This is a genomic window from Fibrobacter sp. UWT3 (genome assembly GCF_900230125.1).
Lineage (GTDB): Bacteria > Fibrobacterota > Fibrobacteria > Fibrobacterales > Fibrobacteraceae > Fibrobacter.
Window position 1 is genome coordinate 712,420 of the sequence record NZ_OCSS01000002.1, and the last position, 23,741, is coordinate 736,160.

Below are 23,741 nucleotides of genomic sequence, written 5' to 3' on the forward strand. Positions count from 1 at the left end.
CGGGGATTCTACTGTTCGATGCTTAGGGCGTTCCGCTTTATAGTTGAACTGTTTACTCAAAGGCATGGCGTTGTCGCTTTTGCCTTTTTCTTGCTTGTTGGCCTCTTGATGCGGCAGGCTCCGCAGACGGTGCGCGAGAACATAATCTCTACGGCGCTCGGTACGGTGTTCTATCCGGCACAGATGGTCGTATCTTCGGTGGGCGCATACCATTCGGTAGTTGAAGAGAACGAGCGCCTGAAAGAGGAAAATGCACGCCTGCGTCAGGAAACGTACTACGCGAGCGAGGGCTTGCAGGAACTGACAAGACTGCACACGTTGGTCCGGTTCGATGACAAGTGGGATTACCCGATTGTGACAGCGCGCGTGGTGGGGCATAACCCTGGCAGGTTCCTTACGACGCTCGTGATTAATCGCGGTACGGTACAGGGCGTGAAGGAAGATATGCCCGTGTTCTCGATGAACGGGCTCGTGGGCAAGATTACGAAGGCGACAAGCACGCATTCGCGTGTGCAGTTGCTGGTGGACCCGAACCTTAAGTTGTCTGTACTCGAGAAGAAATCGCGCGTGGTGGGGTTCCTTGAATCGGTTGACGGCCACCTGCTTACGGCGCTGATTCCTTCGCATGCGGGCGTGGAAGTGGGCGATACGCTCATTACTTCGGGACTTGGCGGGATATTCCCGAAGGGGATTCCCGTGGGTACGGTGAAGGCGGTGCGCAAGTCTGACCTCGATGTGATGCGCCAGATGGACGTGGTGCCGTTCCAGGAATTCTCGGCGCTCGAGGAAGTGTTCGTGATGGAAAAGGAACCGGAATGGATTATCCAGGAGTTGCTCGATGAACAATAGCTGGAAATGGATTCGTGTTCTTATTTTGTTTGTAATCTGCTTCGCGTTGCAGACGACGGTTGCGGATTGGCTCTCCATTTTTGGAGCAGGGCCCGACTTCGTGCTTATTTTGATTGTGTCGATTGCGATAAAGCACGGGCCTGCGGCCGGTGCGCTGTGGGGATTCCTTGCGGGCTTTACGCAGGACGTTTACGCCCCGGTGGAATGGCTCGGCGCAAATACGATTTCGATGACGGTGCTCGGGTTCTTTGTGGGCCAGCTTGAAGAGCGGTTCCTTACGCTGAACCTGCCCGCGAAGGTGGGCGTGCTCGGTTTCGGGTTCCTCCTTTGCGACATGCTCTATTTCTTCTTGACCGGACTAGAGAAGGACGTGGTCACGAACCTGTTCTTCTCGAAGACATTGCCGGAATGCGCCTATACGATGGTTATCGGGGCCGTTGTGTTCCACTTGTCTGTCGGAAAGAAGAAACGCCATGCTTAGCATGTCGGATAACGACAGCGTCCAGACCAGGAACTGGAATGTGCTGGTGTTCATGGCCGGCGTGGTGATTCTTTTTACCGTTCTCCTGGTTCGACTCTTTAGCTTGCAGTATCTCGATTACGACGAGAACTTCCAGCGCTCCGAGAACAACCGCCTGCGCCGTGTTGTGCTTGTGGCGGAACGCGGGTTCATTTACGACCGCAATGGCGAAGTGCTGGTGCGAAACCGCCCCTCTTACCAGATTGCCTTGCAGGCGATGCACTTGCCGCGCAGGGATTCTGCCCGCGCGATTATTTTCAACCGCCTCTTGCAGATTGTGGACAAGAACGGCGAGCGCATGTTCGACTCGCTTTCGCTCGATACGGCATTCCAGAGGGCGCACTGGATTAAGAACCGCCCGATTCGCATTCTCGAGGACGCATCGCCCGAGCAGGTGGCGATAATCGAGGAACACTCGAGCGAACTCCCGGGCGTTACGACCCTCATCGAATCGAGACGCGAGTACCCTTACGGGACGCTTGCTTCGCACGTGCTCGGTTACACGAGCGAGATTTCGGAAGAACAGCTGAAGTTGCCCGAGTTTGCGGATTACTCGCAGGGCGATCGTATCGGCCAGAAGGGTCTAGAGCAGCATTACGATAGCGAGTTCCGAGGCAAGAACGGCCTGAAGCTTGTGGAAGTGAACGCGATGGGCCGCGAGGTGGGCCTGGTGCGCGGTGTGGAGAGTGAACCGCCTGTCCCGGGACTGCACCTGGTTTCTACGATTGACCTCAAGTTGCAGAAGGTGGCGGAAGAGGCGATTGCCGACAGCGTGAAGGGCGCGCTCGTGGCGATTGACCCGCGCAATGGCGAGATTCTCGCCATGGTGAGTTCGCCGCGCCTCGACCCGAACATTTTCTCGTTGAAGAAGCGCGAACGCAACAAGGGCTGGGCACAAGTGGCGCTCGATTCCATGCGCCCGCTCACGAACCGTGCGATTTCGGGAACGTACCCCCCTGCATCGGTGTTCAAGCTTGTGACCGCCGGCGCGGGTCTCGAGAGCGGAATACTTTCGGAAACGAAGTATTACCCGAAGCCCTGTACGGGCGGCTACCAGTTCGGTTCGCGTTACCAGAAGTGCTGGGGCGTGCACGGCAACCTGAACGTGGTGCATGCATTGAGGCTTTCGTGTGACGTGTTCTTCTACCAGGCGGGTCTCGATATCGACATGGCCCGCATCAACGAGTTCGGGCGCCGCTTCGGCTACGGCGAGCAACCGCTCGGCATTGACATTCCGGGCGAGAAGAGCGGCTGGCTCCCGGATTCGGTGTCGTTTAACGAAAGGAACAAGAGGCTCGGTTGGCGATGGGCGCGCGGACTTATCCTGAACCTCTCGATTGGGCAGGGGCAATTGGTTACCCCGCTGCAGCAGGCGACGTTCATCGGCTCGCTTGCGACGAACAAGGGTGTTTACCGCCCGCACCTCATGAAGGAACTGCGTGACTACAAGGGCAACGTGGTGAAGGAATTCGAACCCGAGATAGTGCGGCCCGGGAAGATGAAGCCGGAAACGCACAGGATTCTCCTTGCGGCGATGGATTCCGTGGTGAACCATCCGGGCGGCACGGGCAAGCGCGGCGCGCTCCCGGGTATCCGGGTGGGCGCGAAGACGGGTTCCGGCGAATGGAAGAAGGGCGAGAAGACTCACGCCTGGTATGCGGCTGTGGCCCCGCTCTATGACCCGCAAATCGCGGTCGCTGTGATTCTCGAGGCGGCAGGCGGTGGCGGCGCGAAGGCGGCCCCGATTGCGCGCAAGGTGATGATGGCGTATTTCGGGCTTGAAGAGGAGGCGAAGAAATGAAACTGAACCATTTCCTCGACAATACCAGGAGAGTGGACTGGCTGTTCCTCGGTATAACGCTTGCCCTCATGACGTGTGGCGTCTGCCTGGTGTATTCGGCGACGGCGAGCGACAACCTGCCTTTTTACGAAACTCTCTGGTTCAAGCAGATTCTCTACTTTGCTGGCGGATGCGTCTTGGCCGCGGGTATCGTGTTCCTGAAGATTGACTGGCTGAAAAGGGCGACGGTTCCCCTGTATATTTTGTCCCTGGTGTTTCTCTTTGTGGTGCTGTTCGTGGCGGGTGACGTGGTAAAGGGCGCCGGGCGCTGGATTGACCTCGGGTTCTTCAAGCTGCAGCCTTCCGAATTCGCGAAGATTGCCTACCTGCTCACGATATCGTACTGGCTTTCCCGCCACCCGGTGAGCCTCTACAAGGTAAAGACCTTTGTGGTTCCTGCCCTGTTGTTCATTGTGCCTTTCGCGCTCGTGCTGAAACAGCCAGACCTGAGTACGGCCCTCGTGTTCATCGCGGTCACGTACGTGGCGTTCTTCTTTGCGGGCCTTACGCTTACCGACATGTTCCTGCTTGCAAGCCCGGTGCTTTCGGTGCTGTTCTCGCATTCCCAGGACATCGTATTCCAGGTGCTGTGGGGCCTCCTGATTTGCGCGGTGGTGTTCGCGCTGGTACGCCGCAGGCTCCCGAAGGTGCTGACGGTGCTTTTCCTTGCGGCGAACATCCTTGCGGGTTACGCGAGTTCGATGGCGTGGAATATGCTGGAACCTCACCAGCAGAAGCGCGTGCATACGTTCCTCGACCCGACGAGCGACCCGAAGGGTGACGGTTACCAGGTGCTGCAGTCGCTTACCGCGATTGGCTCGGGCGGCCTTACGGGCAAGGGCTTTGGTCAGGGCACGCAGACAAACCTCGCGTTCTTGCCCGAAGAACACACCGACTTCATTTTCAGCGTGCTCGGGGAACAGTTCGGCTTTGCGGGCTGCCTGTTCATACTCTCGCTCTACACGCTGTTCCTGTGGCGGGCGAGTTCCACGTGCAAGCTGTTCGCGGACCCCTTCATTACGCTCATTACCATGGGGGCCTGTACCATATTCCTGTTCCACATGATAGTGAACATCGCGATGACTATCGGGCTCATGCCCGTGACGGGGCTTCCGCTCCCGTTCCTTTCGTACGGCGGGTCGTTCGCCCTTACCTGCATGGTGCTTGTGGGCGGAATCCTCTGCATGCGATTCCAGGGCTGGCGTCAGTAAAAAAAACAGGCATTTTGGCTCATTTTCCGTTTGAAGCCGTTTATAGGTATAGGAGGGCGGTTTCATTATGGAAATTATCCGTCGTTGTACAAACTTTCTTTTTGGTATGGAGTGCCTGGGCTGCGGCCGGGCATCGGAACAGCTGGACCCCTGGCTGTGTTCTGCCTGCAGGGAAGAACTTGCCCGCGAGGCGCTGGCATATTCGTTCCCTTCGCCCGATGCCATGTGCATGTTCCCCGTGCGCCCGCTTACGCGCAGGCTCGTGCATGCGCTCAAATACAGGGGGATTCCGGGAATGGCGTCGTACCTGGTAAGGCGATCTACCGCGGTGAAGGGGGGCGAAATCGCGCAGAGCATGGCGTTGCTTGCAAGGCCGTTCTACTTTGTGCCTGTCCCCCTGCACAGTTCGAGGTTCAGGGAACGCGGATACAACCAGGCGCAGAAGATTGCATCGGCGCTCGCCACCTGTACCGGGGGCCGTGTTTGCAACTGGCTTTCACGTACGAACTTCAGGGTGTCGCAGACCAAGCTTTCGCGCGAGGAGCGCGGCTATAACGTGGCGGGCGCGTTCGAGCCGAAACTGCCGAGGAATATGCCTTCGCGGGGGACTATCTTTGTGGTGGACGACGTGTACACGACCGGGGCGACTACGGGGGCGTGCGTGCATGCCCTGCGCCGCGGGACGGTGCTCGATACGAAGGTATGCACGCTCCTTTATGACGAGCCCATATCCGCGACGATGGACTTCGTGGCGGACTGCCGGATGGAATGGGATGGCAATTGAGTTACTAGTTCCGAGTTCCAAATAAAAAAAGCGGGCTTCGATATGCTTCTCGAAACCCGCAATTCAAATAACTAGTAACTATTGACTAATAACTGGCACCGAAGGTGCCGAGGTAGCGGAGGAAGAGGGACTCGAACCCCCAAGCCTTACGGCGGCGGTTTTCAAGACCGCTGACTTACCAATTAGCCTATTCCTCCGGATTCAACGCCAACAATAAAAAACTCACGCCATTTCGTCAATGGAATTTGGGCGATTGTCTTTGGCTGGAATGAATATTAATTAAATTTTTCAATATGGAGACAATTGCAGAAAATACTGTGGTGGAGAACAAGCGGGTCCTTGACCTCCTGTTCTCCTACATGCCGAAAATCGCCGCGGAAAGGAAGATGGACAACCTGCTCGTGCTTATGGCCGACATGGGTCGTTCCCTTGTCCAGGCGGACCGCTGCTCCCTGTGGCTTACCGACGAGGAGCACGGGGAACTGTGGACGAAGGTCGCTCATGGGGTGAGCGAGCTTCGCATTCCGATTGCGGCTGGTTTTGTGGGCTGGTCTGTGAAGAACGGCCAGCCGTTGCTGATTCCCGATGCCTACCTTGACCCGAGGTTCGACCATCGCAGCGACGAGAAAACCCACTACCGTACGACGTCCGTGATGACCGTGCCCCTGTTCGATTCGCAGGGAAAGGTGATGGGGGTTTTCCAGGCGATAAACAAGCAGGGCGAGGAGAAGGTGTTTTCGAACCAGGACCTGGAGCGCCTCTCGCTTACCGCCGTGTATTCTGCAAAGACTGTGGAATCCGCCCGACTGACCTCGGAGGTCGAAGACTCCAAGGATGAACTCGAGGCGACGCAGGAAGAACTGATTCACATCCTGGGCGACGTTTCCGAATCCAGGAGCCGCGAGACGGGTGACCATATCCAGCGCGTGGCCGAAATTTCTTACAAGCTGGCGCAGTATTACGGGCTCAGCGAAGAGGAGGCGCAGCGCATTCGCCTTGCCGCCCCGATGCACGACCTGGGGAAGGTCGCCATTCCCGATGCCATCCTGAACAAGCCGGGCAGGTTCACCGACGAGGAATACGAGGTGATGAAGTCCCACGCCATCAAGGGCGAGGAAACCCTCATGAAGTCGAAGCGCGACCTGTTGCGCTTTGCCGCGACGCTTGCGGGCTCGCATCACGAGCGCTGGGACGGCAAGGGCTACCCGCGTGGACTCAAGGGCGAGGAAATCCCGCTGGCTGGCCGTATCTGCGCCGTGGCCGACGTTCTGGATGCCCTCTCGAGCCCGCGCTGCTACAAGCCCGCGTGGCCCGAAGAGAAGGTCAAGGAAGAATTCATCAAGCAGCGCGGAGCGCAGTTCCAGCCGGAACTCATCGACGTGCTTGTGGAGCACTGGGACGATGTTTTCGAGTGCTTCAGGCAGGCGCGCGCGAAGTTCGAGGCTGCGGCTGTTTAAGACCGTTTATATTGCAAAAAATTTACGGGACCCGGGATGAAGGGGTTCCGTTTTTTTGTTTTTCGGTGTTTTTTGCAAAAAAGAAAACCCCCGACTTTGGGTCGGGGGCCTTCGTGGTTCCGATTGGAGTTGAACCAACGACACGCGGATTTTCAGTCCACTGCTCTACCAACTGAGCTACAGAACCATTTGGTAAGCCAAAGATAGAAGAAAACGTGATATTTGTCAAGGGTAAATAGAATATTACCGAAAAAATTTTGATTTTCTAGAATATTCTTCTAAATTTAGGGTAGGATGTTCGATTGGTTGTGCGCGGCGCTTTGCTCCGTGGGGCTTAACATTTTATAGGCTTGAATATGCGAAACAAATTCCAGATTAGGACCCTCCTTGCAGTCGGGACACTTTGCCTTGGGCTCTATGCCTGTTCCTCCGATGAAGGTAGCGACAGCCCGGTTGTTCCTCCGTTATCGGGTGACGATCCCTCTTCTAGCGATAGCCAGCCGGGTTCGGATAATCCTGGTTCCTCGTCTGCGATTGAAATCGACACCGTTCGCAAGATTGTTAATGGTGATACAATCTTTGACACGATTCATGTCGTTGTGCCCAAGGATACGACGCCCCACTGGGTGGGCAACTCTGCACTCCGCATTACTGAAATTTCTCCGCTGAACCTTTCGTGGCTGGATGAATCCGGCGAGGACCCCGCATGGGTGGAAATCTACAACGCGGGCGATGTCGCTGCGAACTTGAAGGGCTATGCGCTTGTCGAAAGCCTTGAGAAGCCCCGCAAGTGGGTGTTCGGCGACGAGCTTATCGCTGCGAAGTCCTTCCGCATCGTGTTCTGCGACAAGAAGAATATTACCGAAGTCAAGGGCGCAGATAACGGCGACATGCACGCCCGTACCCACACCAGCTGGAAGATGGACAAGGCCGGCGGAACGGTTTACCTGATCGATGCCGCCTACGGCATCCGCGATTCCGTTGCGTTCCCCGAAATCACGAAGGGTGACCTGAGCTGGGGTATTACCGACGGTGGCATCTGGAAGTATTTCGACAAGCCGACTCCCGAAAAGCCCAATACCGGCTCGACCGCTTATGACGCGCTTGCTCCGGAACTCGACCTGAGCCAGATCAAGGGCGGTTTCTACAATGATCCGGTAACAATCAATCCGCCTTCCCTGCCGAGTGGCGTGAAGTTGCGCTGCACCGAGGACGGCTCCGCTCCGGGGGCGAACTCCCAGGAATTCAATTCTGCAAAGACGTTCGACAAGAACACGACGCTCCGTTGCGCCGTCTTCAAGGATGGCTCGCTCAGTACGCAGGTGGTTACGAAGACGTTCTTTGTGGGCGAACACGTGAACATGCCTGTGGTGGCGGTGAGCGTGAATCCGGATTTCTTCAACAAGCATTACATTCAGCCGAGCCCCGGAAGCACGAATGCTAGTAGTCCGGAAGCGGCTCCCTCCGGCCTGTACGAGGATGTCGAATTCCCTGTGCACGTGGAATACTTCCCCAATGGCAGTTCCTCGGACAAGTCTGCATGGGATATCGAAGCGGGAATTTCCATGATGGGTAACTACAGCCGTCTGGAACGCAAGAAGTCCGTCGCTATCGTGATGAGGGAAGAATATCAGGATGGCTGGCTGCATTACTCCCTGTTTGATACCCGCAAGAGCGAAAACGACAAGTACAAGGGATTCAACCTCCGCAACAATGGTAACCGCTTCGTGAGCGACTACTTTGCCGATGCCCTGGGTGGTGCTATCCTTGAAGGCAGCGGTGTCGATTACCAGCGCAGCCGCCAGGTGGTGGTGTTCTACAACGGCAAGTACTTCGGCATCCACGACATGCGCGAACGTTTCAACAAGAACTATGTCGAATCGAACTACGGCATCGAGGCTTCTACCGTGACGATGGTCAAGCACCTTACCGAGACGGTTACGGCAAGCAATGGTACGCCCGACGAGTACATCTCCATGCTTGAACTTGCCGCGGACAACGATTTCAGTGGCGACAACAATGCATCCTATGCACAGCTCAAGACGATGATGGATGTCGGCAACTTTGCAGATTACATGGCTGCCGAGATGTATATCCATAACGGTGACTGGCCGAACAACAACGTGCGTGCCTGGCGCAGCCCGGATAACATGTGGAAGTTCATGGTTTACGACCTTGACCACGGATTCAACTGGGATTGGAACGTGCAGGGCTTTGGTCAGAGTACGAACATGTTTGACTGGGTCAAGCAGGGTGGCCGTAGCAGTGGCAAGTGCTATACGAGCAACGACAAGGCCTTCACGGGCGACAAGAGACACTGCTTCCACGTGTTCTACGTACGCCTCATCAAGAATCCCGACTTCAAGCGCCTGTTCCTCAATCATGCTGCCGTCATGTTGCAGAATTACCTGAACGCCGATGTCATCGAGAAGGTCCGTGCGAAGATGGCGGGCTCGATTGATGAAACTGAAGCGGAAAGGGATTTGGAAGCAAACGGCCAGAAGGAACGTGGCTACGGTTCGTTCACCGTATCGAATTCGAGCATAACGGAATGGGCCCGCCAGCGCGACAGCGATATGCTGCAGCAGTACAAGGACGAGTTCGGCCTGGGCGAAATGGTCAATATGACGATTTCGTCGAACGGGAACGGCTCCGTGCTGATGGAAGGCATGAAGCTCCCGGGCAGCACCGCAACTTCTACCAAGTACACGGGCAAGTTCTTCAGCGGAAACCAGATGGAGGTGACAGCTGTGCCTTCGAATGGAGCCGTGTTTACTGGATGGTCTGACGGTTCTACCGACAACCCGCATCTCGTGAACATCACGGAAGGCCAGACGATTACGGCAAACTTCAAGTAAGCGAACTGACGGGTCGAAATTTTGCGCGGGCTTTTAAGTCCGCGTTTTTTGTTTATCGTGCGAATGTTTGTCACGGGTACGGGAATGCCCGCGGGATATTTCTAGATTTGTGCGTATGAAAAGTCCCGTGCGAAAGATGTTCGACGGTATCGCGAACCGCTACGATTTCTTGAACCACTTCTTGAGTTGTGGCCAGGATATCTTGTGGCGCCGGGCGTGTTGCCGCGAGATTCGGAGGATGCGCCCCGGAAAACGCTTGCTGGACCTGTGTGGCGGTACGGGCGATTTTGCGGTTACGTACGAGAAGTTCAACGGCGTGCTGGACGTGGCCATTCTGGGCGATTTTTCTTACGGGATGTTGAAGGGTGCCGCAGGCAAGAAGACGGCGGCTGTTCCCGTGCAGCTCGATGCGATGAAGATGCCGTTTGCGGATGGTGCGTTCGACGTGATTCTGAACGGGTTCGGGATGCGCAACCTGCCCGATGCCGAGGGTGGCCTGAAGGAATCCGCGCGCGTGCTTAGTGAAGGCGGTTACCTGCAGGTGCTAGAATTTTTCTCTCCGCGGAATGTGTTCAACAAGTTTTTCTACAAGGTGCTTGCCCCGCTGTTTATTCCCGTGCTGGGAGCGTTTTTCAGCAAGCGCGATGCGTATGAATATCTAGTGAATTCGATTATCCGTTTTTTGCCGGTGGCGGACTTTGTCGCGCTCGCCGAAAGGAACGGGTTTGAACTTGTGCATGTGAAACCCTGTTTTTTCGGGGTGGCGTACCGCGTGCTTCTGCGCCGGAAGTCTATGCCGGCGGGAGGTGATGCGTGAGCCGCTATATCCTCGGAGTGACGGGGGCCAGCGGGGCGATATATGCTACCCGCACGGCGATGCACCTGAAGCGCCTCGGGCATGAGGTTTCGCTTGTGGTGACGGCACCCGGCCGCGATGTTGTCAAGTTTGAGGGGCAGGAATCTCTCTACGGTTTTGCGGACAAGCGCTATGACGTGGAAGATTTCTTCGCGGAATGCGCGAGCGGGTCTGCCGACTATGCGGGCATGGCTGTGGTGCCCTGCTCCATGGGCACGCTCGGACGCATCGCTGCAGGGACATCCGACAACCTGCTGGTACGCAGTGCGGATGTTTGCCTCAAGGAGCGTCGCCCGCTGGTGATTGTCCCGCGCGAGATGCCCTACAACCTCATCCACATCGAGAACATGGAACGCGTGACCCGTGCGGGTGCGATTGTTGTGCCCGCCTCGCCGCAGTTCTATAGCAGGCCCGCAAGTATCGAGGAACTGGTAGATACCGTCGTTGCGAAAATCCTGAAGCATCTGGGTGCGGCGTCGGTGGAAGAATGCTCCGGAATCGTGAAGGCATGGGAAGGTTCCGCCGGTCAGGAAATGCCCACGGATGGCGGGTCGCAAAATGCGCTCGGGGGTCCTATATGCTAAAGAAGATTCTTGAATTCGGGCACATGGTGCGCTTTAGCCACTCGCTTTTCGCGATGCCCTTCGCGCTCGGCTCCATGTGGGTGGCGGCGAACGGGTTCCGCGACATGACCGCTGCCGAGACTGCGCGCATCGTGCTCCTGATTGTCGGTTGCATGGTGACCGCCCGCAACAGCGCGATGAGTTTCAACCGCATTGCCGATGCCGATATCGACGCGAAGAACCCGCGCACGGCGAAGCGCCACCTGCCTGCGGGCCGCCTTTCGAAAAAATCGGTAATTGCGTTCCTTGCCATAAACGGCGTGCTGTTCGTTGCGTTCGCGTACCTGTTGCAGCCTCTCGCGGGCATGCTCGCCTTGCCCGTATGGCTTTTGTTGCTTTCCTATTCCTACTGGAAGCGTTTCAGCTGGCTATGCCACTGGTTCCTGGGCTTTGCGATAGGGATGAGCCCGCTCGGCGCCTGGATTGCCATTCGGGGCGAGTTTGCGGTGTTCCCGATATTTTTGCTCGTGATTCTCATGCTCTGGATGGGCGGTTTCGACATCATCTATGCCACGCAGGACGAAGAGATTGATCGCCAGATGGGACTGCATTCCGTGCCCGCGCGTTTTGGCCGCAAGCGCTCCCTGCAGATTGCCTTCTGGAGCCACATTGCCATGCTCGCGCTCTGTGTCGCGTTCGGGCTCGTGTGGAACATGGGAATTCCCTGGTGGGTGGTGACGGGGCTTATGGCTGCCGCCGTCCTGTATATTCATTTGTTCAGAAAATCCGATGACCTGGATGCCATGAACCGCGATTTTTTCCTGGCGAATGTCGCGATAAGCGTGCTCGTGATGGCGGGGCTCATCGTGTGGATTTGCATGGGAGGCGACGTCAATGCCCTTTATTAAGAAAACCGACGGAAAGTTCACGACCGAAGACAAGATCAAGATGTTCCAGCAGATGGGAACCGTGGGCGCGGTGATTGCCGTCGTGTTCGTGATTCTTATAGAGTCGGGCGTTGCGGGCGACAAGACCCCGCTTGCCGAGATGGGGCTAACAGCGATGATCGTGGTGCTTGCCGTTTCGCTCATCGGGAGTATGTACTTTAAGCGGAAACTGTAGGCTAGATTTCCAGGTCTGCGGAATAAACGGTTTCAATTGTTCCGTCATCGCATTCGAACAGCAGGCTGCCATCGGCGTTCATGTCGATGATGCGGCCTGTTTTCTTTATGGCGCCTGTGCCGCTGTCGCGGTTTTCATCGGTGCAACGGTTGTTCACGACGACAGTCCCGCGGGCGCCTATAAACTGGTCCATCTTGCGCCAGGCGGCGACCCACGGAGATATCCCGAAGGCGCGGAACTGCCCGATGGCGCGTTCCAGGCTTGCGATAAGCGACTGCAGCAGTTTTTCGCGGTTGACGCTTTGCCCGCAGATATCCCTGAGGGTGGTGACGGCGCGCCCGAGGTGCGCGTAGTCTGCGGGGTCGCTGTTCACGTTGATGCCTACCCCCATGCTGATGGCGGGTTGCGGCGCGGAACCCGACGCTGCGGGTTTTATATAAACTAATTCAGCGAGTATCCCGCAGAACTTGTGCTTGCCGCACAGGATGTCGTTCGGCCACTTGACGGTAACTTTCCCGATGTCCCTGTTGCCCAGTTCCTGCGCGTTGGAAACTTCTTGCAGGTCGCGGAATACTTCGGCGAATGTGAGCGATGCAACCTGCGTGATTTGCGGGGCCGATGCAAGCGGAATCCCTTCCAGCGGGATGAGGATATTGAAGTAAAGGTTCTTGCCGGCGGGGGAGGCCCATGTGCGCTCGTGACGCCCGCGGCCGGCGGTCTGCGTGTCGGCGACAATGAGCGTGCCGGGTACGATGTCACCCGCGGAGGCGCGTGCCTTCATCAGGCTATGCGTGCTTTCCAGGGTATCGAAAAGGAATGCGGGTGCGTCGCCAAATCCGCACAGGTGCCACTCATTAAAATTACGTTCGCGAGAAAACATATTCAAGTGAAGGTCCCCGGACAAGCCGAGGATGACGAATCGGGCCTATTCTTCGTCTTCCTTCTGCTCCTGCAGTTCCTTGAGGGCTTCTTCGGGGAAGATGGTGAAGAACTCGCGCTTGCGGTCTTCGAAGAGCTGCAGCATGCGTTCCTGTTCGAACTGCTCGCGGTCGATGTTCTGCATAAAGAACTCGTCGCGGGCAAAATCGCGGGTCGTCATCATCTTCTTCAGGTCATCGGAGATTTCCATGCGGTCCCACAGGATGTAGTACGACTGCACGTCCAGGCTACCGAAGATGTCGACGTTCAGGTGTATGGAATTTGCCTTGCTGGAATCGACGAGTTCGACCTTTGTTTCGCGCTTTTCGGGACGGAAAATCTGTGCGTCGCTCACACCTTTCGAAAGATCCTGGGGAGGCTCTTCGGCAAATGCGCCAAGTGCGAGTGCACACAGGGTGGCACCGGCAAATGCGAACGTCTTATGTACTTTCCCGAAAATCATATCCACAATATAACATCATTTAGGATAAAAGAAAAGTTATTTCTGCGTGCCTGTGATAAAAATCGCATTTTCCGCCGGCACTAGGGGGCTAGAGTGCGAGCGGCATCCAGGGCTTTACCACGTCGATGGACTTGAGAAGCCCTTGCCTGTTGCGCCTGATGGCTGCTGCGGCAATCATCGCCCCGTTGTCGGTGCTGAGGCTCCTGTCAGGGATGCAGAACCGGATTCCGTGTCTGCCGCAGTAGTCCTGCAGGCGGTTGCGCAGCCATGCGTTCGCGCTTACCCCGCCACCGACGACGAGCGTCTTCATGCGGGTCTTCTTGAGCGCGTTGATTGTTTTTTCCACAAGGCTCCCGACGATTGCATCTTCCAGCGAGGCGCAGATGTTGCCCAGGTTTTTCTGGATATATTCCGGGTCGTGCGTCTCGGTGTAGCGCAGCACTGCGGTCTTGAGCCCGCTGAACGAAAATTCGCAGTTGTCGTGCGAGTGGAGCGCCCTCGGGAATTCGACGAACTTGCGGTTGCCGTTTTGGCCGAGCCTGCTGATGGTTGCCCCTGCGGGGTACTTGAGGCCGAGCAGTTTGCCGCACTTGTCGAACGCTTCGCCTGCGGCGTCGTCGCGGGTGCGTCCGATGCTCGTGTACTTGAATCCGGGTTCTTCCATCACGAGTTCCGTGTGCCCGCCCGATACGGTGAGCGTGAGGAACGGCGGCTCGATATCCGGGTTGCTGAGCCATGCGGCTGCGAGATGGCCCTCGAGGTGGTTGATGCCGTATGCCGGGATGTTTAGGTCGCGGGCGAGGCCCCTTGCGAAACTCGCTCCTACAAGTAGCGGGCCCATGAGCCCGGGGCCTGTGGTGTAGGCAATCGCGTCGATATCCTTGAGAGCGATGCCCGCTTCCTTGACGGCGGCCTCCGCGATGGGGGCAATCTTCTGCAGGTGGGCGCGTGCTGCGATTTCGGGAACGACACCGCCGTACAGGGCGTGCTCGTCTATCTGGCTGTAGAGCGGGTTGGAAATTACCTTGAGGGGGTCGTCCTGCAGTACTGCGCAGGCGGTCTCGTCACAACTGGATTCAATTCCGAGCCAAATCATTCAAGTTTCTCCTCGGCATCCTCGTCCAGCGAATCGGCGGGTGCGGCGAGTTTCTTGATATCTTGCAGCGACACCTTGTCGGGCGAGAGCTGTATGGCCTTGATGGACATCTCGCGGTTCACGCCCGAGGGGAGCGTGAGCTTTACGGTGGGCGTGAGGCTGTCGACATCTTCGATCTGGAAGCGGTTGAATTCCACGAACAGTTCGATGCTCGTGTTGCTGATGGAATCGAGCGTGCCTTCGCCGCCGGTTATTTCGACGGAAACATTGGGCGGGTTAAGCCTGTACGTTTCACGGTCGAACATGCCGATAAGCTGCACCGGGATATCGCGATAGAACTTCTTGCCGATTTTCTGGATGTTGACCGAAATGCTCGTGAGCGAGTCGCCCGGAGATACGTGTGCGGGGAACTGCTTGAAATCGAGCGGGATAGAGTACGTCGTGTCATGAACGAGCCCGCTGAACGATACGGAGTCTGTCGGGATTTCGATGATGCGCGTGATGACGTTCCTTGCGCCGGAAACCGTGATGAAGTCCGGTTCCAGCTTGGGCTCGTCGGTAAGCAGGTAGCCCGTTGCCGCATCGAAGGTGACCATGGAGCGCACGGGCACGTTGCGTTCGATTCGCGTGTCGAGGTCTAGGTCTATGAACAGGAGCTGGTTGTCGGGTTCAATGAACTTGATGTTTGAAAAGTTTGGTGCCGAGAAGTTCTTTTCGCCGATAGGCTTGCGGGTGGCGCCGAGTTCTGCATCCTGGAGGTCCACGATGATGGCCGCTGCGGTCGTATCGCCCTGCATGACCTTGGAACGCAGACGCATGAGGTCGAACGGCGCGCCTTCCAGGGTGATGCGCATGGTGTGCGGCGGTTTCGAGGCGATGGCGAGCATTTCCGGGAGTTTCACGAGGCGCACGGGGATATCCAGCTCAACCTTGAACGTGTTGAGCGACACGACGTAAAGCCATAGTGCAATCCCGAAGATGAACGCTGTAATCTTTAATGCGATATGTTTCATAGATGCCCCGTGAAGCATTGAAAATTTAGTTATATTCAACGCGTGTTCGGACAACTCGGGTACCTAATATCGGAATCTTTTCGTGGATGGAAGCAGCATCGCACGGTCATATTGCCGTCGCTTCTCACGATTTTCCTGTGCTCGCTCCTTCTCGCGGCATCGCTCACGGTGCTTGGGGGCGTTTTTCGCGTGCTTTCTGCCGAAAGTTCTCTCTATACGGTCGAGGCTTTCCTGCCCGAAACGGTGAGCGAGGATTCCGTACAGGCGGTAAGGCAGAGACTTGAACATTTCAGGGGCGTGGAACGCGTCGAGTACGTGAGCGCCGATTCCGCGCTGGCCGATTTCCGCAGGCATTTTTCGGGCGAGATGCTCGACCTTGTGGACGAGAACCCCATACCGCCGTTTTTCCGCGTGTCTCTTGTGCCGGGAAACCAGAATCCGGCAGACCTTACGGAATTCATTGCAGCCCTCTCGCGCCTGGAATACTTCGAGGAGGTGCAGGCCCCGGTGGACTGGGCGACCCGCGTTTCGGAATGGAAGTTCCGTATGGTGTTCTGGCCTGTTTGTCTGAGCCTCCTTTTGCTGGTGACGCTCTCGCTTATTATCTGCAACTCGGTGCGGCTCTCGCTCCTGTCGCGCAAGCTCCTGGTCGAGAACATGAAGTACGCCGGCGGAAGCCCGTTCTTTATCGAGTTCCCGTTCGTGCTCGAGGGCATGATGCAGGGGCTTGTCGGTAGCGGCTTTGCCGTATTGATCCTTCTTGTGATTGTTGAATCTATCGGTAGGGCGATTCCCCTTGTTGGCGAAAACATTGGCGGGCTCTGGGCGCTCCTTGGACTTGTGGTTTGCCTGGTCACGCTCGTTTCCGCATACTTCAGTTACCGCACCGTCCAGGAATTCCTGCTTGCGAAACGGAGCGAACGGGAATAAGCCATGCGTCTGCTGGTCGTTTTTCTCTGCTTGCTTGTAGGCCTTGCGGGTGCTGCCCCGAAAAAGACGGACGCCCAGATCAAGGAGCAGCGCAACGCCCTCAAAAAGCTTGAGTCCGACCTTGCGAAAAAACGCGAGGAACTCGTGCTCCTGGAAACAGAAGAGAAGGGCGTGCTGAATACGATTTCGCTTTTGGACCAGAACCTGAACCAGACGCGCGTCTACATCACCGAACTTTCGAAAAACGAGAAACTCGTGCAGCAGGCGGTGGAACAGCTCAAGCGGGATATAGATTCCCTTGACCAGAAAATCCACGTGCGTAAGGAAGCCATGAAGGTGCGCGTGCGCAAGTTGTATGTAAACGGCCGCTACAGCGAGGCGGAGGTCCTGTACCGGCTGCTTTCCCGCGAAGGTGACCCGAGGCGGCAGGCGTACTGGGTGCACCACGTGCTGAACGAGGACCGAATGCAGGTGGAAATCCTGACGGCGATGGTTACGGAACGCGACGAGAAAAAGCGCGAGTCGGAAGAGCACCTGGTGGAACTGAACGGCTTGCGCGAAAAGAAGGCGCGGGAAGAGAAGGGGCTTGTAAGCCAGATGGGCAACCAGGAGCGCATGCTCCTGAACCTCAAGCACGACAAGGCGATGCAACAGCGCGCGCTGCAGGAATTCGAACGCAACCAGAAGGTGATGCAGGCCCTTATCGCGAAGTTGGAAGCGAAGCGCAAGAAGGAAATCGAGGAAGCGAAGAAGGCCGAGGCCGCCCGGAAGGCGAAGCAGAAAAAGCAGAAAGAAAAGAAGGTCGTGGAAAAGCCCAAGAAGACTATCGCGGGCTCGGTCAAGGGGCCGAAGTGCATGCCGCTGGAAGGCGAAATCATAAGCAACTATGGCCTGCAGGAACATCCGGTATTGCATATCGCCACGCGCAACCTGGGCGTAGAGATTCGCGGCAAGCGCGGGGCCGCCATACGTGCCGCTGCGGCAGGGACTGTCGTGATGGTCGCAGAAATTGACGGGCGAGGCCCTTCCGTGATTATCGAGCACGAGGGGGGTACGTATTCCGTGTACGGCCACCTGCGCTCCATTCGCGTGCAGGAGGGAAAAGAGGTGCGTAATTGCGAAGAAATTGGCGAGGCGGGCGATATCGCGAGTCTAAATGGAATTAAATTGTACTTTCAAGTTAGCGAAGGCACCCAGACGGTGGATCCGCTACAGTGGTTGAAGACGAAATGATAAAGTATCGCTTAAATGGTCCCGCGTCGCAGGAACGCCAGCGCATCCGCCTGATGGCGGCGCTGTGCGAGAACCGCTTCCCTCAGGCGGTCGTCATTGATGGTACTCCGGGAATCGGCAAGAAGGCGCTTGCCATGGAAATCTCGAAGGCGCTCCAGTGCACCGACATGTTCGAGCGCCCGTGCGGGCAGTGCTTCGGCTGCAAGATGGCCGCCGACCCGGGAGCCGCCGACAACTGGGTGTTCCCGCTTACGGCCGCCGAGGCGCAGGCCAAGTCCGCCGAAGACGTGAAGGCGGGGAGCCGCGCGAAGACGCTCCAGGATATCAAGCAGGGCTATATCGAGCAGATTGTTGCTAACCCGTACCGCACCGATATCTTCGATGCGGGTGCCGAGATTTCGGTAAATCTCATCCGCGCCATGAAGTCGACGTTCGTGATGAAGGGCGACCGTACCCGCGTGGTGATTGTCGCTGAGGCGGACCGCATGAACGATGCCGCCTCGAATGCCTTCCTCAAGACGCTCGAGGAGGTCCCGCCCGATACGTACTTCGTGTTGACCGTGGCCTCGCGCGAAAGGCTGCTCCCGACTATACGTTCCCGTTGCCTTGCGATTCACCTGTCGTCGCTTACCGACGCCGAGGTGAAGGAGGAAACTCTCCGCATGCTGGGCGACGATGCCGACGAGGATCAGGTGTCCCGTGATGTGATAGGGCTTTCGCTCGGGTCTCCCGGCAAGGCGTTCTTTTATCTGGAAAATGCGAAAGCGCTTTGCGGCCTGGCGTCGGACTTTATCGTGAAGAGCCTCAAGAACGACTATAGCGCGCTTTTCGAGGAGCTTGCGGAAAACGACCTGACCGAAGTCTCTGAGGCGAACGGCTTTTTGGAAGTGCTCTCGTTCCTTATCGCCGACATCCTGCGCAAGCAGTCCGGTGCGGCGGTGCGCCTGCCCGATACCATGGCGGGTATGGACATGGATGCGTTCCCGCGGGTAGATGCGGATGCACTCGAGATGGCGCTTGCCACTGTGCAAGAAACTATGGAAAGGATAGCGAGCCGCCGCAGTACTGCGATGATGTGCCTGCAGTCGCTCGCCATAAAGCTTTTCGAGGGTTACAAGTAATGAACGACACCGTAGCTTCGACGCTTGCGCGGGAACTGGAAATCCCGCATCTGGTAGCGAGGCTTCTCGTATCCAGAGGGATCCGTACCGCATCTGCGGCAAACCGGATTCTGGACGACGGCTGCGGTGCAGAACTTTCCCCCTGGCTCATGAAGGGCATGGAAGATGCCGTGCGCTGGATTCTTGCGGTGCGCGAGAAGAAAGGGAAGGTGTTTATTTTCGGGGACTACGACCTGGACGGCATGACCTCGGTGACGCTCCTTTCGAGGTGCTTCGCGCAGATAGGGATTGAGTCGGAGTGGAGACTCCCGAACAGGTTCGGCGACGGCTACGGGCTTTCCATTGCCGCCGTGGAAGAAATGTACAATGCGGGTGCACGCAACCTGGTGACCGTGGATACGGGCATTACAGCGAATGTGGAAATCGCCCGCGCGAAGGAACTCGGGATGTCGGTGATGGTCATTGACCACCATCAGCCCTCGGGGGACGCGCTCCCTCCGTGCGACGTGCTGCTCGACCCGCACCAGCAGGGGGACATGTACCCGAATCCCGAACTCTGCGGGGTGGGGGTTTCGTACAAGTTTATATGCGCGCTGTTCGAACGGCTCGGGATGGAATCTCCCAGGAACCTGCTCGAACTTGTTGCCCTCGGGACGCTTGCCGACCTCGTGCAGATGACTCCCGAAAATCGCTTCTTTACCAAGACCGGACTTGCAAGGCTCCAGAACAGCCAGTTGCCCGGAGTGCAGGCTCTGTATTCCTCGCTCATGAAACCGGGGAGCGCGGTCGGCGGCATCGACGTGATGTACAAGATTGCGCCGCTCCTGAACGCACCCGGCCGTATGGAAAAGCCGGACCCCGCGCTCAAGTTGCTCATGTGTACCGATGTGGCGAACGCTCCGGACCTGATGGCGGAACTGAAGGAATGGAACGCGCAGCGTAAGGCGAAGGAAGCGGAAATTACCGACATGGCGCTTACCCGCGTGAAGGAAATCTACGGCGACAAGATTCCAAAGGTGCTCGTGGTGGATGGCGCCGGCTGGCACGTGGGTGTTATCGGGATTGTATCTGCAAAGCTGGCGCAGGAATTCTGCCGCCCGACCGCGGTGCTCTCGATTGACGAGGGCATGGCGCACGCGAGTGCGCGCGCGGTCCCCGGTTTCAACTGGCACAAGGCGCTCTTTGAATGCCGCGACCTGTTTGAGCGCTGGGGCGGGCACGCGAACGCCGCGGGCTTCTCGCTCCCAGCCGACAAGATTCCCGAACTGCGCGAACGCCTGGCCGCTTCTGCCGAAGAGCAGGGCTATACCGGCGAGGCGTTCGATACCAACGAGCCGCATGCCTACGATATCGACGTGGCGCTCGGCGAACTGATTGTGGAAGGCACGCGCCACCGCATCGAGAAAACGGTGCTTGACTATTTTGACAAGATGGAACCGTTCGGGGGGAACTTCCCGTATCCCGTGTTCCGTGCCGAGGGCGTGACCGTCCATCGGGTGAAGGAACTCCGCGGCGGACACCTCCAGATGGAAATCTCGCAGGCGGGTAGCCCCTCGTTCTCGGCTATCGCGTTCGGGCTTCGCAAGTGCAAGCCTCTCCTGGGCGGTTCGCGCAAGGTTTCCATCGTGTTCGAACCCACGTGGAACTATTTCAATAACAAGAAAACTATCCAGCTTTGCGTAAAGGCCATCGAGTAGGCCGTATGCAGAAGTTGCTCCCTTACTTTTTTTCGTTTGTCGTAGTTGCCGTCCTGGCGATATTCCTCTTCTATTCCGGTTTCAGGGAGTTGTTTACGGTAGCCGTTCCGGAACCGCCCGTCGAAGAACAGCCTGCACCCGAGGAACCGAAGGCGTTTACCGGGCGCGTCGTGATGCCCGACAGCGAAAGCATTCTCGTGCTCGAGAACAGCGCGGATCGCGACATCAAAAAAGTGGCAACGTATTTTTCGGGCCGTGCGGCGGGACTCCACTGGCTTGCACGCCCGTACTTCAAGAAGCATCGCGATGCGGAAGATGTCATCGTGGGCATCCGCATGACCATCGATTCGCTCGGGCGCATCACGTGCAACGAGATTGAGTACACGAATGCCGAAGACGAGAGCCTCAAGGACACCCTGCAGAGGCATATCGAGTATTACTGGCGGTATAGGAAAAGCGAGTACGGCACGACCGAAATCTGGCTCCCCATCCGTTTCCGCACAGTTTATTGACTAACTATGAGATTAGGGCGGGCGTACGCATGGCTAGCCCTCCCTAAGACCCTCCCGACGCGCACATAATCGCCTAGAGGAGGTTTGTTATTTAGGATAGTGGCGATTAAGTGCACGGGCACACCTTCGGTGTGCATAAGGGCGGGCGTACGCACGGCAAGCCCTCCCTAAGACCCTATCGGCGTCGGCGGGAATTTTAGCCTTTCAAAATCTTGAGGAGCTGTTCAGTGCGCTTCTCGATGAGGATGAACGCCTCGAACATGCGGGCCTCGCGCCACTTGGTCAGGTACTTCGCGCGCCATTCCGCGGCAACCTGGTCGGGAGCCTCGGGTGCGTCTTCGTTACGGTACCAAACTTCCTTCGTGATTTCGCGGATCATGTCGCCCATCTCGGCGGCAGGCTGGAGGCTTCCCTTGCACAGCAGCAGGGCGCGGAGGTTGTCGAGTAGCACTTCGTCGCTCGGGTTTTCCGAATCGTCGCGGGCGCAATCCCAGATTTCGCCGCGGTGGCGTTCCGTCCAGCCCATGAGGTGCTTCTCGGTGCGTTCGAGTTCACCCTTCGCGAGCTTTTCTTCCACGGCTTCGCGGGGGTAGTAGATGCTGTTCGGGTAAAATTCGATCATGGTCATTCCCAAGGTTAATGCCCGGGGCGGGACTTGAACCCGCACGAGGTTGCCCCCAAGGGATTTTAAGTCCCCAGTGTCTACCATTCCACCACCCGGGCAGGTGTGCCTGCCAAATATAGGAAATTTCGCCATTTTTCCGTTTGTTGTCCTTTTGTCAAGGCATTTTTCGGCAGAATCTTACAAAAAAGAACCAATCCGGGAAAAATTTGCTAGATTAAGAAACATGAAACACTTAGTGCTTATTTCCGCTGTCATGGCTCTTGCCATAAACGCCTTCTCTGCAGACGACAACGAGAAGGAATTCAAGGAACAGCTCGCCTCGCTCCGCGATAGCTACGCCTCCTCCATCAATATGGCTATGGAAGATGCCATGGAGGGCGACCCTGCCGGCTGGTTCAAGGCCCGCAACGAAGGTCTCGATGCCGACTGGGACGACCTAGAATTCGAACCGCCTACGCTCTCGCTGTTCTCCATCGAGGAAATTCCCTACGGGTTCAAGATTTCGGGCAGCAACCACGATTTCCAGCTCAATGCCGAGGTTTTCGTCTGGACCCGCAATACCGACATCCAGTACACGATTACCTACCTTGATGGCACGAACGAGGCCGCCAAGGAGATTGCGAAGGAAGTGTTCCAGAACGAGCAGTCCGACTACCCGTCCAAGTGCGCGAAGGGCGCCGTGACCTGCTACAACGGCAAGTCTACCTTCGGCGAACTGAAGAAAAAGGGCAAGAAAAAGAAGAAATAATCACTTTTTTCTTACGGGTAAATAAAATTTTACCCTTTTGCCGAAATTTTATATATATTAGAAAGAGCCCGGTCCCGTTTTGGCGCCGGGCTCCGGATTTTTGTACCCTGAAAATTCGTGAAATTGCTAACTTGTTGAGCGTCAATGGATTGTAGTTTTGCCGGAGTCTAGGAAATATGGTCAACTGTTCTAGAAAGCTTGGTTTTACCCTGGTCGAGGTCCTCGTGGTGGTCGCCATCATGGGCATTCTTTCCGGTATCGGGGTGGCTAGCCTGCGCAGTGCGGTTGCGAACAGCCGAATCAAGGACGCCGGTATCAACGTGACCGCCTTCATGCAGCGGGCGGCGAACGAGGCTACGCGGTTGAACGAGAAACTGACCGTGGAAGTGGAAAATAACAACAAGTCACTGAGACTTTATAAATGTACTACAGTTGGCGATGATGGAAACTGCTCTGCGCATGATTCACAAATTCTTGATGAGATGACGCTCGAGTCGATAAGCGCGTTTGTTCCTGGACAGGCTGGTGGTACTGACTGTCCGACGCTTGGGGGCGAAACGACGCTAAATGCCAAGAAGTCAATATTGCTTACTCCTAAAATAGGTGTGTCACCTATTTCCAGTGGTTGTATTTTGATCCGATATGGAAGTACAGACCGGTTTGCGGCCTCCATCAAGTCCCCGACGAAGTTCTCTATGTATTATGAGTTGAGTTACGATTCTGGTGCGAGCTGGTTTGAACCGTAGGTGTGTTATGGATAAGTTAATAAAGAGCAAGAAAGGTTTCGGTATCACGGAGGTGCTTATCTCCGCGGTAGTTCTCGGCCTTTTGTATATGGCGATTCTCCACATGCAGACGGGCAACCGCGAGGCTTTGCTCCGTATCCGTGGGCGTGACGGCGCCATCGAGGTCGCGCAGCAGGTCATCGATTCCCTGAACCGTATCGGCATCGCGTCCATTCCCGACCCGACGAGCGTTGCTTCTGGAGACGAACATATCAAGGAAGGTAACTATGTATGGGAGTGGGACGATATTTCGCGTTCTTGGGACCGTGGTGAAAAGGTCGGTGGCGGCCACTCCACTATCGCTTATACCCCGACTGTGACTGTGTCGCCGGTTGAGGATTATACCGCGAAAAATGTGTCGTACTATACTGGCGTCGATACAATAAGACACGTCTACGCCAAGCAGGTGAACGTGCAGGTCTCCTGGCAGTTCAAGGGCTCCACGCAGTCCATAAACATGTCCACCGTGATACGCTAGGCCGTCTTGCCTGTAATCTGTGCCGGGATTTGCTCCCGGCCTTTCTTTTTTGTTTGCGAGCC

General features: G+C 56.7%; 24 protein-coding genes and 3 tRNA genes. 19 read left to right on the plus strand and 8 right to left on the minus strand.

Features of this window, described 5'->3' with window-relative positions:
- The first annotated feature begins 18 nt into the window (after positions 1-18).
- From mreC to CRO08_RS10775, 5 genes are all read left to right on the plus strand, one after another.
- Positions 19-849 carry a rod shape-determining protein MreC gene (gene mreC, locus CRO08_RS10755; protein ID WP_097036188.1) on the plus strand — a complete coding sequence of 277 codons (831 nt, stop codon included), beginning with the start codon at positions 19-21 and terminating at the stop codon, positions 847-849.
- Entirely contained in the window at positions 839-1,330 is a 492-nt protein-coding gene (gene mreD / locus CRO08_RS10760) for a rod shape-determining protein MreD (protein ID WP_097036189.1), read from the plus strand. The genes mreC and mreD overlap by 11 nt, the downstream gene beginning before the upstream one ends.
- Complete coding sequence (gene mrdA / locus CRO08_RS10765; RefSeq protein WP_097036190.1) at positions 1,323-3,170, plus strand: penicillin-binding protein 2; 1,848 nt, start codon at positions 1,323-1,325, stop codon at positions 3,168-3,170. The genes mreD and mrdA overlap by 8 nt, the downstream gene beginning before the upstream one ends.
- On the plus strand, positions 3,167-4,420 hold the full coding sequence (gene rodA / locus CRO08_RS10770; RefSeq protein ID WP_097036191.1) for a rod shape-determining protein RodA: 1,254 nt from the start codon (positions 3,167-3,169) through the stop codon (positions 4,418-4,420). The genes mrdA and rodA overlap by 4 nt, the downstream gene beginning before the upstream one ends.
- A gap of 67 nt (positions 4,421-4,487) precedes the next feature.
- On the plus strand, positions 4,488-5,204 hold the full coding sequence (locus CRO08_RS10775) for a ComF family protein (RefSeq protein ID WP_097036192.1): 717 nt from the start codon (positions 4,488-4,490) through the stop codon (positions 5,202-5,204).
- A 116-nt stretch (positions 5,205-5,320) separates the two neighbouring features.
- On the opposite strand, the gene CRO08_RS10780 is transcribed toward CRO08_RS10775, so the two are convergent.
- A tRNA-Ser gene (locus CRO08_RS10780) sits at positions 5,321-5,401 on the minus strand.
- Between the two features lie 96 nt (positions 5,402-5,497).
- On the opposite strand from CRO08_RS10780, the gene CRO08_RS10785 reads away from it, so the two are divergent.
- Positions 5,498-6,661 carry an HD domain-containing phosphohydrolase gene (locus tag CRO08_RS10785; protein ID WP_073114531.1) on the plus strand — a complete coding sequence of 388 codons (1,164 nt, stop codon included), beginning with the start codon at positions 5,498-5,500 and terminating at the stop codon, positions 6,659-6,661.
- A 114-nt stretch (positions 6,662-6,775) separates the two neighbouring features.
- Here CRO08_RS10785 and CRO08_RS10790 read toward each other — a convergent pair.
- Positions 6,776-6,848 (minus strand) — tRNA-Phe (locus tag CRO08_RS10790).
- Positions 6,849-7,017: 169 nt separating this feature from the next.
- On the opposite strand from CRO08_RS10790, the gene CRO08_RS10795 reads away from it, so the two are divergent.
- From CRO08_RS10795 to CRO08_RS10815, 5 genes are all read left to right on the plus strand, one after another.
- Complete coding sequence (locus tag CRO08_RS10795) at positions 7,018-9,519, plus strand: CotH kinase family protein (RefSeq protein ID WP_097036193.1); 2,502 nt, start codon at positions 7,018-7,020, stop codon at positions 9,517-9,519.
- A 115-nt stretch (positions 9,520-9,634) separates the two neighbouring features.
- On the plus strand, positions 9,635-10,336 hold the full coding sequence (locus tag CRO08_RS10800; protein WP_097036194.1) for a ubiquinone/menaquinone biosynthesis methyltransferase: 702 nt from the start codon (positions 9,635-9,637) through the stop codon (positions 10,334-10,336).
- Positions 10,333-10,959 carry a UbiX family flavin prenyltransferase gene (locus tag CRO08_RS10805; RefSeq protein ID WP_097036195.1) on the plus strand — a complete coding sequence of 209 codons (627 nt, stop codon included), beginning with the start codon at positions 10,333-10,335 and terminating at the stop codon, positions 10,957-10,959. The genes CRO08_RS10800 and CRO08_RS10805 overlap by 4 nt, the downstream gene beginning before the upstream one ends.
- Complete coding sequence (locus CRO08_RS10810; RefSeq protein ID WP_097036196.1) at positions 10,953-11,846, plus strand: 4-hydroxybenzoate octaprenyltransferase; 894 nt, start codon at positions 10,953-10,955, stop codon at positions 11,844-11,846. The genes CRO08_RS10805 and CRO08_RS10810 overlap by 7 nt, the downstream gene beginning before the upstream one ends.
- Positions 11,833-12,060 (plus strand): hypothetical protein, encoded by a 228-nt coding sequence (locus CRO08_RS10815; protein WP_073114535.1) that lies wholly within the window; start codon positions 11,833-11,835, stop codon positions 12,058-12,060. Before CRO08_RS10810 ends, CRO08_RS10815 begins: the two co-directional genes overlap by 14 nt.
- A 1-nt stretch (position 12,061) precedes the next feature.
- On the opposite strand, the gene CRO08_RS10820 is transcribed toward CRO08_RS10815, so the two are convergent.
- From CRO08_RS10820 to CRO08_RS10835, 4 genes are all read right to left on the minus strand, one after another.
- The gene (locus tag CRO08_RS10820; RefSeq protein ID WP_097036197.1) at positions 12,062-12,940 is read right to left on the minus strand and encodes a biotin--[acetyl-CoA-carboxylase] ligase; all 879 of its coding nucleotides are present in this window, start codon (positions 12,938-12,940) and stop codon (positions 12,062-12,064) included.
- A 45-nt stretch (positions 12,941-12,985) separates the two neighbouring features.
- A complete protein-coding gene (locus tag CRO08_RS10825; RefSeq protein WP_176495129.1) occupies positions 12,986-13,441 on the minus strand; it encodes a hypothetical protein in 456 nt (151 codons plus the stop codon).
- Between the two features lie 88 nt (positions 13,442-13,529).
- Positions 13,530-14,537, minus strand: coding sequence for a tRNA (adenosine(37)-N6)-threonylcarbamoyltransferase complex transferase subunit TsaD (gene tsaD, locus CRO08_RS10830; protein ID WP_097036198.1), 1,008 nt, complete (start codon positions 14,535-14,537; stop codon positions 13,530-13,532).
- Positions 14,534-15,550: a YbbR-like domain-containing protein gene (locus tag CRO08_RS10835; RefSeq protein WP_073114538.1), complete on the minus strand. Its 1,017-nt coding sequence runs from the start codon at positions 15,548-15,550 to the stop codon at positions 14,534-14,536. Before CRO08_RS10835 ends, tsaD begins: the two co-directional genes overlap by 4 nt.
- Positions 15,551-15,592: 42 nt before the next feature.
- Between CRO08_RS10835 and CRO08_RS10840 the strand changes: the two genes are divergently transcribed.
- From CRO08_RS10840 to CRO08_RS10860, 5 genes are read left to right on the plus strand one after another with little or no spacing between them, the layout of a single operon-like run.
- Complete coding sequence (locus tag CRO08_RS10840; RefSeq protein ID WP_097036199.1) at positions 15,593-16,480, plus strand: ABC transporter permease; 888 nt, start codon at positions 15,593-15,595, stop codon at positions 16,478-16,480.
- 3 nt (positions 16,481-16,483) lie between these two features.
- Positions 16,484-17,713 carry a murein hydrolase activator EnvC gene (locus tag CRO08_RS10845; protein ID WP_072807822.1) on the plus strand — a complete coding sequence of 410 codons (1,230 nt, stop codon included), beginning with the start codon at positions 16,484-16,486 and terminating at the stop codon, positions 17,711-17,713.
- Positions 17,695-18,834 (plus strand): DNA polymerase III subunit delta', encoded by a 1,140-nt coding sequence (locus CRO08_RS10850; protein WP_255252331.1) that lies wholly within the window; start codon positions 17,695-17,697, stop codon positions 18,832-18,834. Before CRO08_RS10845 ends, CRO08_RS10850 begins: the two co-directional genes overlap by 19 nt.
- Positions 18,834-20,531, plus strand: a complete 1,698-nt coding sequence (gene recJ / locus CRO08_RS10855; protein ID WP_097036201.1) for a single-stranded-DNA-specific exonuclease RecJ — start codon at positions 18,834-18,836, stop codon at positions 20,529-20,531. Before CRO08_RS10850 ends, recJ begins: the two co-directional genes overlap by 1 nt.
- Before the next feature lie 5 nt (positions 20,532-20,536).
- Positions 20,537-21,043: a hypothetical protein gene (locus tag CRO08_RS10860; protein WP_097036202.1), complete on the plus strand. Its 507-nt coding sequence runs from the start codon at positions 20,537-20,539 to the stop codon at positions 21,041-21,043.
- Between the two features lie 196 nt (positions 21,044-21,239).
- Here the strand turns inward: CRO08_RS10860 and CRO08_RS10865 are convergent, their stop codons facing one another.
- Complete coding sequence (locus tag CRO08_RS10865) at positions 21,240-21,665, minus strand: hypothetical protein (protein WP_139258829.1); 426 nt, start codon at positions 21,663-21,665, stop codon at positions 21,240-21,242.
- Between the two features lie 18 nt (positions 21,666-21,683).
- Positions 21,684-21,766, minus strand: a tRNA-Leu gene (locus tag CRO08_RS10870).
- 125 nt (positions 21,767-21,891) lie between these two features.
- On the opposite strand from CRO08_RS10870, the gene CRO08_RS10875 reads away from it, so the two are divergent.
- From CRO08_RS10875 to CRO08_RS10885, 3 genes are all read left to right on the plus strand, one after another.
- Positions 21,892-22,416: a hypothetical protein gene (locus CRO08_RS10875; protein ID WP_097036203.1), complete on the plus strand. Its 525-nt coding sequence runs from the start codon at positions 21,892-21,894 to the stop codon at positions 22,414-22,416.
- Between the two features lie 176 nt (positions 22,417-22,592).
- Positions 22,593-23,162 (plus strand): Tfp pilus assembly protein FimT/FimU, encoded by a 570-nt coding sequence (locus tag CRO08_RS10880; protein WP_097036204.1) that lies wholly within the window; start codon positions 22,593-22,595, stop codon positions 23,160-23,162.
- 7 nt (positions 23,163-23,169) lie between these two features.
- Positions 23,170-23,679 carry a hypothetical protein gene (locus CRO08_RS10885; RefSeq protein WP_097036205.1) on the plus strand — a complete coding sequence of 170 codons (510 nt, stop codon included), beginning with the start codon at positions 23,170-23,172 and terminating at the stop codon, positions 23,677-23,679.
- Positions 23,680-23,741: the final 62 nt, after the last annotated feature.